This window comes from Arthrobacter silvisoli, assembly GCF_003369445.1.
Taxonomy (GTDB): domain Bacteria; phylum Actinomycetota; class Actinomycetes; order Actinomycetales; family Micrococcaceae; genus Arthrobacter; species Arthrobacter silvisoli.
The window spans coordinates 40,530-49,057 of sequence record NZ_QRCU01000023.1 but is presented as its reverse complement, the minus strand read 5'-3'; the positions used below and the strand labels follow the sequence as shown (position 1 = coordinate 49,057).

The 8,528-nt window shown below is 66.0% G+C and carries 10 protein-coding genes; 4 read left to right on the top strand and 6 right to left on the bottom strand.

Annotated features, from left to right (window positions below):
- Nucleotides 1–159 precede the first annotated feature (159 nt).
- Nucleotides 160–1,020, top strand: coding sequence for a hypothetical protein (locus tag DWV11_RS05220; RefSeq protein WP_115787826.1), 861 nt, complete (start codon nucleotides 160–162; stop codon nucleotides 1,018–1,020).
- Nucleotides 1,021–1,082: 62 nt separating this feature from the next.
- On the opposite strand, the gene DWV11_RS05215 is transcribed toward DWV11_RS05220, so the two are convergent.
- Nucleotides 1,083–1,790 (bottom strand): redox-sensing transcriptional repressor Rex, encoded by a 708-nt coding sequence (locus DWV11_RS05215; protein WP_115787825.1) that lies wholly within the window; start codon nucleotides 1,788–1,790, stop codon nucleotides 1,083–1,085.
- A gap of 66 nt (nucleotides 1,791–1,856) precedes the next feature.
- Nucleotides 1,857–2,111: a glutaredoxin family protein gene (locus tag DWV11_RS05210; RefSeq protein WP_115787831.1), complete on the bottom strand. Its 255-nt coding sequence runs from the start codon at nucleotides 2,109–2,111 to the stop codon at nucleotides 1,857–1,859.
- A gap of 107 nt (nucleotides 2,112–2,218) precedes the next feature.
- Here DWV11_RS05210 and DWV11_RS05205 point away from each other — a divergent pair, with 107 nt between their 5' ends.
- Nucleotides 2,219–3,037, top strand: coding sequence for an HAD family hydrolase (locus DWV11_RS05205; protein ID WP_115787824.1), 819 nt, complete (start codon nucleotides 2,219–2,221; stop codon nucleotides 3,035–3,037).
- A gap of 144 nt (nucleotides 3,038–3,181) precedes the next feature.
- On the opposite strand, the gene DWV11_RS05200 is transcribed toward DWV11_RS05205, so the two are convergent.
- From DWV11_RS05200 to DWV11_RS05190, 3 genes are all read right to left on the bottom strand, one after another.
- Nucleotides 3,182–3,280 (bottom strand): 30S ribosomal protein bS22, encoded by a 99-nt coding sequence (locus DWV11_RS05200; protein WP_003792170.1) that lies wholly within the window; start codon nucleotides 3,278–3,280, stop codon nucleotides 3,182–3,184.
- A gap of 165 nt (nucleotides 3,281–3,445) precedes the next feature.
- Nucleotides 3,446–3,658, bottom strand: coding sequence for a helix-turn-helix domain-containing protein (locus tag DWV11_RS05195; protein ID WP_074586973.1), 213 nt, complete (start codon nucleotides 3,656–3,658; stop codon nucleotides 3,446–3,448).
- Nucleotides 3,659–3,804: 146 nt separating this feature from the next.
- Nucleotides 3,805–4,965, bottom strand: a complete 1,161-nt coding sequence (locus DWV11_RS05190) for a 3-deoxy-7-phosphoheptulonate synthase (protein ID WP_115787823.1) — start codon at nucleotides 4,963–4,965, stop codon at nucleotides 3,805–3,807.
- Nucleotides 4,966–5,345: 380 nt separating this feature from the next.
- On the opposite strand from DWV11_RS05190, the gene DWV11_RS05185 reads away from it, so the two are divergent.
- The gene (locus tag DWV11_RS05185) at nucleotides 5,346–6,359 is read left to right on the top strand and encodes a LacI family DNA-binding transcriptional regulator (RefSeq protein ID WP_115787830.1); all 1,014 of its coding nucleotides are present in this window, start codon (nucleotides 5,346–5,348) and stop codon (nucleotides 6,357–6,359) included.
- Nucleotides 6,360–6,376: 17 nt separating this feature from the next.
- On the opposite strand, the gene DWV11_RS05180 is transcribed toward DWV11_RS05185, so the two are convergent.
- Nucleotides 6,377–7,066: a FadR/GntR family transcriptional regulator gene (locus tag DWV11_RS05180; RefSeq protein WP_115787822.1), complete on the bottom strand. Its 690-nt coding sequence runs from the start codon at nucleotides 7,064–7,066 to the stop codon at nucleotides 6,377–6,379.
- 78 nt (nucleotides 7,067–7,144) lie between these two features.
- Here DWV11_RS05180 and DWV11_RS05175 point away from each other — a divergent pair, with 78 nt between their 5' ends.
- Complete coding sequence (locus tag DWV11_RS05175; RefSeq protein WP_281269599.1) at nucleotides 7,145–8,440, top strand: alpha-hydroxy acid oxidase; 1,296 nt, start codon at nucleotides 7,145–7,147, stop codon at nucleotides 8,438–8,440.
- Nucleotides 8,441–8,528 lie beyond the last annotated feature (88 nt).

Sequence of the window (8,528 nt, the reverse complement as noted above, 5' to 3'; positions counted from 1 at the left end):
GGCGTCCGCCGGACGCCGCGGCCTTTCCGTCGCCGGAAATCCGCCGGCAATCGGGCTTCGCGGCCCGGGGCCGGGGTACGGTGGACATAGCAAAGCTGGGGGCAGGGGTATTTGCTGGCCCGGCAGCCGAACCCGCAGTCGAACATGCAAAGGAATGCCATGAGCAACCCTCCATACCCGCCCGCCAACTCCGGCGAAAACGGCGATTCCCAGCAGGGTACCCCCGAGCCGCCGAAATACGGACAGCCGGCAGAGCCGCAGTACGGGCAGCCTTCAGCGCCGCAGTACGGGCAAGAAGCACCCCAATTCGGCCAGCCGGCACCGCCGCAATACGGCCAGGCCGCGCAGTACGGCGAAGGTGCACAATACGGCCAGGGCGGGCAGTACGGACAGCAGCCGTCCGCCCCGCAGTACGGCGGCCAGGGCGGCCAGTACAACCAGGGCGGCCAGCAGTTCGGCCAGCCGCCGTATGGCCAATCCCCCTACGGACAGTCGCCATATGGCCAGTCCCCTTACGGACAGGGCGCCTGGCCCAGCCAGCAGCCGGCCACAACGTCGGGCGTTCCTACGCTGGTCAACATCTCGTTCTGGCTCATCCTTGCCGCCGGTGTGTTGACCTTGATCGGCATCCCGCTTGCACTTGCCGCGGTCAATTCGCCCGAGTTCGGCAATGTGGTGGAAGAGGCGATGCGGGCCCAGGGCCGCAATAACCCCGGCATCGACCTGGAGAGCTTCCGCGGAATAGTGGCCACCACCTTGGTTGTCTTTTCGGTGATCTTCGCGGGCCTCTATGCCCTGGTGGCGTTCAACATCCGCAGGGGGAAGAACTGGGCCCGGATCCTCGGAACCATCTTCGCCGCGATCTCGCTGCTGGGTTTGACCCAGATTGGCCTTGGCACGATTTCCATCCTGCTCGGAGTCGGCGCGATCGTGCTGCTCTACCTGCCGGGTTCCGCCCCGTACTTCCGCAAGTCGCAGCCTTTCGCGAACCCCTACGGCCAGAGTCCGTACGGCCGCTAGCTCTGCTGCGGGGAAACAGACCGCAACAAACGGGCGCAGTCCCGGCCGCCGTCGGGCAGTTATCAGACGGCTTGGCCCGGGGTCTGCGCCCGTTGTGCATGGTAGGCGAGGATCTGCAGCTCGGTGGCCATGTCCACCTTCCGCAGGTTGACGTGCGGCGGGACCTGCAAAAGCACCGGCGCGAAGCTGAGGATGCTGCGGATCCCGGCTTTGATCACGCGGTCGCATACATCCTGTGCCACGGCGGCCGGCAAGGCCAGTACCACCATGTTGGTGCCGGTGCGCTGCAGCACCTGCTCGAGGTTCGCGGCGTCGCTGACCCGCAGCCAGCCGACTTCATTGCCGACCACCATGGGATCGGCGTCGAGGATGGCCACCACGTCGAAGCCACGCGACTGGAATCCGCCGTACCTGGCCAGGGCCTTGCCGAGGTTACCGGCGCCCACAATGGCCACTTTCCAATCGTGAGTGAGGCCCAGGGCGGCGGCAATATGCCGGCTCAGGTACTGGACCTCATAGCCAACGCCCCGCGTACCGTAGGAGCCGACATAGGACAGGTCCTTGCGCAAGGTGGACGAACTGACCCCCGAGGCCTCGGCCAGGGCTTCGGAGGAGACCCGCTCCACCCCTTCGCCGAGGAGGGAATTGAGGGCGCGCAGGTAAAGCGTCATCCGGGCCACCGCTGCGGGCGGGATCTGCTTGGCGGCAGAATCCTGCTCGCCCGGTGCGGGCTCGGCGGATGGTTCCAGCGCAGTCACGGTCGTCTCCATTGTGTTGCTTTGTTGTCCCACTCTATTGCGGGCTTCCCGGAGTCAACAAAGCCGCCGGGGTCGCACTCAGGATGCAAGTGCCTTCTGCAGCACCCTGGCAAGCCGCGCCTCGTCGATCTTCCAGAAATCCCGCTGGATGCCGTCCACCAGCACCACCGGGATCTCCTCGGCGTAACGCTCGCGCAGTTCGGGATCGCCCTCGATGGACGTCTCCCGCCAAGGCAGCCCCAGTCCGGAAGCAACACGTTCGACGGCGTCCCGCGCCGCGGCGCAGAGGTGGCAGTCAGGTTTGGTGAGGAGGACAACGTCGGGAATCGGCATGTTCCAACGGTAGCCCGAGCCGCGGGCGGCGTCGAAGCGCGCACGGCGCGGGTTCATGCTCGGGGCGCGGCACGGCGCCGGGCGGAGCAATTGACTAGACTCGAGGCATGCCCGACGAGAAGACCGCCGCTGTGGCCACCGCGCCGGCTGTGAAACAGCAACACGGCGAAGCCGCATTCTTCGACGTCGACAACACCCTGATGCGGGGCGCGAGCCTCTTCCATGTGGCCCGGAAAATGTACGAGCGCAAGGCCTTTACCTTGTCCCAGGCTGCGGGCTTCGCGTGGAAGCAGTTCAAGTTCGTCCTCCGCGGCGAGAACATGGACGACGTGCACGCCGTTCGGGATTCTGCCCTGACGCTCGCGGCCGGGATCATGGTCTCCGAGGTCCAGGACCTGGGCGAAGAGGTCTACGACGAGATGATCGAGTCGCGGATCTGGCCCGGCACCAAGGCGCTGGCCGAACAACACCTGAGGGTCGGCCGCAAGGTCTGGCTGGTGACCGCGACGCCGGTCGAGGTGGCAAAGGTGATTGCTACCCGGCTGGGCCTGACCGGCGCACTGGGCACGGTGGGCGAAATCGAAGACGGTGCCTACACGGGCCGCCTCGTGGGTGACATCCTGCACGGACCGGCGAAGGCCGTCGCCGTCCAGCAGGTGGCAGACGAGGAAGGCCTGGACCTGCAGCGTTGCTGGGCGTACAGCGATTCCCACAATGACATTCCGCTGCTCACCCTGGTAGGCCATCCGGTGTGCATCAACCCCGACGCCGCCCTGCGCCGCCACGCCCGCGAAAACAACTGGCCTGTGTACGACTTCCGCTCGGGCCGCCGTGCGGCCACCCTTGGCCTGAAAGCCGCCACTGTCGGCGGCGCGATCTATGGCCTGTGGCGCGGTTTCAGCAAGTTCCGCGGCCCCCGGGTCTGAAATTCCCCGAACCGGCGCCGGCGATCAGACCGGCGTAGCGCGCCGGCGATCCCGGATTGGCACACCCCTTTCGGGATCCCTTCCGGGCGCAAAAATGCCCGCCACCTCGAAAGGCAACGGGCATTCACGCACTGCGAAGTATTTCTACTTCTTGTTGCGACGCTGGTGGCGGGTCTTACGAAGCAACTTGCGGTGCTTCTTCTTGGCCATACGCTTGCGGCGCTTCTTGATAACTGAACCCACGAAAGTTCCTTACAAATAAGTGAAGTTCCCGCCTGCCGGACGGAGCCGGTGAAGGCCCCGCAACAGACGGATTCTTACAGTGACGTAAAACGTTCCTTAACAGGGTACCGCCTCACAGGGGCACCCAATGACCGTGGACCCGGCAGGACCCTTGGCCGGAAAAGGCTAGGCACTCTCCGAGCGGCCATCCACCACGGCACCCTTAAGGTACTGGGCAACAGCTTCCTCGGGCACCCGGAATGACCGGCCGAAACGGACGGCCGGCATTTCGCCGGAGTGGACCAGGCGGTACACGGTCATTTTGGAAACCCGGAGAACCTCGGCCACTTCGGCCACGGTCATGAATCGCGCATTCGAGAAGTTGGTCTCTGCGGACATTCTCCATATTCCTTTGCTCTCAGCTGACAAGGACAACCCCAGCGCGCATGACTGCGGCGTTCCGATGCTGAGCCATCACAACCATGTGCTAGATACTTTAGAGGCTGCTGAGGCCAATGTGAAAGTCCCGGACGCTACATTCGTGCTCACATGGCGGCAGCCTCGCGGCGCTTGCGGGAGGATGCCGCGAGCTGTTCGAGCACGGACACGGTGACGTCCCATTCCATGCAGGCGTCGGTGACACTCTGGCCGTAGACCAGCTCCTGCTCCCCTGCCAGCTGAAGCGCAACGTCGAGGTTCTGGGCACCGCCCACGAGGAAACTTTCCAGCATGACGCCGGCGATCGGCGAGGCGGGTTCGGCCTCCAACTGGGCGCCGATTTCCAGGGCGACCTCGGCCTGGCGGTGATGGCTCTTGCCGCTGTTGGCGTGGCTGGCATCGACGATCAGGCGCGGGTTCAGGCCTTTGGTGGACAGCTTCTCCGAGGCCGCAGCAACGTCGTCCGCCGAGTAGTTGGGGCCCTTGCGTCCGCCGCGCAGGATCACGTGCGTGTCCGGGTTCCCGGCGGTCGCCACGAGGGCGGCGCGGCCATCACCGTCAATGCCGAGGAACGCCTGCTGGGCGGCGGCTGCACCGCAGGCGTCGATGGCCACCTGGAGGTCGCCGTCGGTGCCGTTCTTGAAGCCGATCGGCATGGAAAGGCCCGAGGCGAGCTGGCGGTGGATCTGGCTTTCCGTGGTGCGGGCGCCGATGGCGCCCCAGGCGACCAGGTCCGCCATGTACTGCGGGCTGATCGGCTCGAGGAATTCCGTGGCCGTGGGCAGGCCGAGCTCGGTGACTTGATGGAGGAAGCCGCGGGCGGTGCGCAGGCCCGAGGCGATGTCGTGGCTGCCGTCCAGGTGCGGATCGTTGATGAGGCCCTTCCAGCCCACCGTCGTGCGCGGCTTCTCGAAGTAGGCCCGCATGACCACCAGGAGGTCTTCCTTATGCTTTTCGGCCTGGCTGACCAAGCGGCGGGCGTATTCGAGGCCGGCCTTGGGGTCGTGGATGGAGCAGGGGCCGACGATCACCAGCAGGCGGTCGTCGACGCCGTCCATGACCGCACGGATTTCGTCACGTCCGCGTTCGACGACGGCCGCGGCCTTCGCACTGAGCGGCAGTTCCGCGATGACTTCCTGCGGGGCGGGCAGCGGTTCGAAACGGCTGACCCGCAGGTTCGACGTGGAGCGGCCTGCAGGCGTGTCGGCGCTGGAGCGGGACTCCTGGCTGGAATCGAGTGCGGTGGGGTTTTCGGCAATGCTGGTCATTTTCGGGTCCTGTTCCGGGGCGGAGCGGGCCCTTATCAGAACCCGCCGGATATGGCGAAGGGCAGAGAATCATCTCTGCCCTGTTGGCTCTGAAGGTTAGTTGGATGCGTGTCAGTTAGACGCGGGCCCCTCCAGAGCCAACGAAAAATACGCATACCAACGCTTAGTCATGGACACACCATAGCCACCAAGGCAGCCGCGCTGCAAAACCGGGGGCGGCCTCATTCCGTAACAGTCACCCTTCCCACGGCCGGAAGAACGCCCGCGACATGGAAGGACATTGAGAGAAAACGTTTCCCAAAAGTCGCTAGACTCAGCGCCAGGAGAACTGACCGGCTGCGACCGGCAGCATGGGGACAGGCAGCACCAAGAAGGAAGCCATGGCAGATCGGAGCGCACGGCGCCGCGTCGGAATCGGAGACGTGGCTGCACGGGCCGGAGTTTCGCACGCCACCGTTTCGCGTGTCATGAACGGCAACACCACGGTGAACTCAGCCATCGCCGCACGGGTCCAGGCTGCCGCCGCCGAGCTGAAATACAAGCCCAATCCGGCCGGACGCAGCCTGGCCTTGGGCAAGACCGAAACCATCGGCATCGTGGTGCCGGACCTGTCGAATCCCACCTTCCAATCCATCCTCAGGGATGTCAGTATCGCCGCAGCGCGCGACGGCTACCGCGTGTTGATCGCGGACTCCTCCGAAGTTTCCAGCGAAGAAGCAATCCTGGCCGGTGAGGCACGCCGGCGCTGTGACGGCGTCGTGCTTTGCGCCCCCCGCATGAGCCAGGAGGAACTCGAAGAACTCGCACCCACCCTGCATCCGCTGGTACTGATCAACCGGACCACGGAGCTCTCCTCCACCCCCAGCCTGGTGGTGGACTACGGGCACGGCATCCAGCAGCTGGGCGCGCACCTGGTGGAATTGGGACACCGCAGGATCGCCTACCTGACCGGCCCGAAGCGCAGCGCCTCGAACGTGCAGCGTTTGCGCGGGCTGGAGAAATTCGTCGAGGACTACCCCGAGGTCGAGCTGCAATTCATCCCCGGGGGAAACACCTACGACGCCGGCAACGAAGCGAGCGACGCCGTCGCCTCCTGCGGGGCCACGGGAATCCTGGTGTTCAACGACGTTGCGGCCATGGGCCTGCTGCACGGATTGAGCGAACGCGGAATCCGCGTGCCCGAAGACCTCTCGATCACCGGCTACGACGACATGCCCTTCGCCCGCTACACCATGCCGGGCCTCACCACCGCGGCCGTCCCGATCACCCAGCTGGGCAGCCTTGCCTGGCGCCGGATGCGCGAACACATCACCCAGGCCAATGCTGAGTCCCCCATCGACCATTTCGAGCCGCATTTGGAAATCCGCGGCAGCACCGCGCCGCCCAAGGCCTGATCCGTCCCGGCGGATCCTCATTCGGAGGCGGGGAGTCCTGCTTCGCGGTAGTAGCCCTCGATATGGGCGGCGACAAGCCTTGCCGCCCGGCCGCCGTCGCCGGTGTTGACCGCATCGAGGATCGCGCGATGTTCGGCCCGAAGGCGGCCGGCGGTCGCGTCCCAGTCCGGGAGGTTCTTGGTCAGTTCGGCAGCGTAGCCTTCGATCGCTTCGCGCAGGGACGCCATCATGGCGCTCACCACTACGTTGCCGGCAGCCGCGGCGAGGGCGAGGTGGAAGCGGACGTCCAGGGCCAGGAACTCTTCGGTGCCCGGACCGGCATCCATTTCGTCGAGAAGCACGGCAGCCTCGGCGAGGGCCGGCGACTCGGGCCGCGCTCTCGAAACGGCCCACGATTCCAGGAGCACGCGGGTTTCCACGATGTCGGCCACGGGAAGGTGCCGGGTAGCCGCATGCAAGCGCAATGCGGCGCCGAGGGCCGTGGCGGGTTCCGCGATGACCACAGTCCCTGCGTCCTTCCCGGAGCCGACGCCGGCCCGGACCACACCCATCGCTTCCAGGATCCGGATCGCTTCCCGCACCGAAGTCCGGGAAACCTGGAGCTGTTCGGCAAGGGCACGCTCGGCAGGCAGGCGGCCGCCGAGCAGCAGCTTGCCGTCGGAGAACTGCTTTTCGATCCAGCCGAGCACGAGTTCGTGGGTTCGCATGCGGGAATTCTACTTGATGTGGTCCGACCACATGGATTAGAGTGTGGTCCAACCACACAGCAGAGTCCGGAGACCACCATGACGCAGACCGTCCAGCCAGCCAGCGGCACCGCCGCAGCGAACACCAGTACCGCCGTCGTGATTCCGCCGGCACTCAAGCGCCGGATTCCCAAGTATTCGGACCTTGCCCCGCTGATGAAGTTCAAGAAGCCGGAGTTCAGCAACGCCGCCCGCCTCAAGCGGGCCTCCACCGTCTGGGAGCTGCGGGACATCGCCAAGCGCCGCACCCCGCAGGCACCGTTCGACTACACGGACGGCGCCGCAGAAGCCGAAATCACCCTGCGCCGGGCGCGGCAGGCCTTCCAGGACGTCGAGTTCCGGCCCGGAATCCTGCGCGACGTTTCCAGCATCGACCTCAGCACCGACATCCTCGGCAAGCCCTCCCGCCTCCCCTTCGGCATCGCGCCCACCGGCTTCACCCGGATGATGCAGTCCGAGGGCGAATACGCCGGATCCCAGGCAGCCGAGGCAGCCGGCATCCCGTACACCCTTTCCACGATGGGCACCGCTTCGATCGAGGACGTCGCTGCGGCCGCACCGGGCGGACGCAACTGGTTCCAGCTCTACCTGTGGACGGACCGGGAGCGTTCGCTCGAACTGATTGAACGCGCCGCGGCCGCAGGCAACGACACCCTCATGGTCACGGTGGACACCGCCGTTGCCGGAGCTCGCCTGCGGGACGTCCGCAACGGCATGACCATCCCCCCGGCACTGACGTTGAAGACCGTGCTCGACGCGTCCTACCATCCGGCCTGGTGGTTCAACTTCCTCACCCACGAACCGCTGACCTTCGCCTCGCTCTCCCGCTACACGGGAACCGTGGCCGAACTGATCAACTCCATGTTCGACCCCACCCTGACCTTCGAAGACCTGGACTGGCTGCGGGAGACCTGGAAGGGCAAGCTGGTGGTCAAGGGCATCCAGACCGTGGAAGACGCCGCCAAGGTAGTGGACCACGGCGCCGACGGCGTGGTGGTCTCCAACCACGGCGGCCGCCAGCTGGACCGCGCACCCATCCCGCTGCACCTGCTCCCGGACGTTTCCGCCGCCGTCAAGAGCCTCAACCCGGAGGCCGCGGTCATCCTGGACACCGGCATCATGGGCGGCGCGGACATCATTGCGGCACTGGCCCTGGGCGCGGACTTCACCCTGATCGGCCGGGCCTACCTCTACGGGCTCATGGCCGGCGGACGGGCCGGCGTGGACCGGACCATCGGGATCCTGGAGAAGGACATGGCCCGGACCATGGCACTGCTCGGCGCCACGAAGATCTCCGAACTGAACCCGGAGCACGTGAGGCTGCTCCGGGTCTGACGCTCCCGGCGTTCTGCCCAACCAGCTCGCAGTTGTTGTCGTTTTCGCGGCTGAGAACGGCCTAACTGCGAGTCAGTTGGGTTGCGGG

Bases quoted from the DNA above. Each gene is read 5' to 3' on its own strand.
- DWV11_RS05195 (WP_074586973.1), bottom strand. From the start codon at position 3,658: ATGTCCGCAGAGACCAACTTCTCGAATGCGCGATTCATGACCGTGGCC.
- DWV11_RS05210 (WP_115787831.1), bottom strand. From the start codon at position 2,111: ATGCCGATTCCCGACGTTGTCCTCCTCACCAAACCTGACTGCCACCTC.
- DWV11_RS05185 (WP_115787830.1), top strand. From the start codon at position 5,346: ATGGCAGATCGGAGCGCACGGCGCCGCGTCGGAATCGGAGACGTGGCT.
- DWV11_RS05220 (WP_115787826.1), top strand. From the start codon at position 160: ATGAGCAACCCTCCATACCCGCCCGCCAACTCCGGCGAAAACGGCGAT.
- DWV11_RS05175 (WP_281269599.1), top strand. From the start codon at position 7,145: ATGACGCAGACCGTCCAGCCAGCCAGCGGCACCGCCGCAGCGAACACC.
- DWV11_RS05205 (WP_115787824.1), top strand. From the start codon at position 2,219: ATGCCCGACGAGAAGACCGCCGCTGTGGCCACCGCGCCGGCTGTGAAA.
- DWV11_RS05190 (WP_115787823.1), bottom strand. From the start codon at position 4,965: ATGACCAGCATTGCCGAAAACCCCACCGCACTCGATTCCAGCCAGGAG.
- DWV11_RS05215 (WP_115787825.1), bottom strand. From the start codon at position 1,790: ATGGAGACGACCGTGACTGCGCTGGAACCATCCGCCGAGCCCGCACCG.
- DWV11_RS05180 (WP_115787822.1), bottom strand. From the start codon at position 7,066: ATGCGAACCCACGAACTCGTGCTCGGCTGGATCGAAAAGCAGTTCTCC.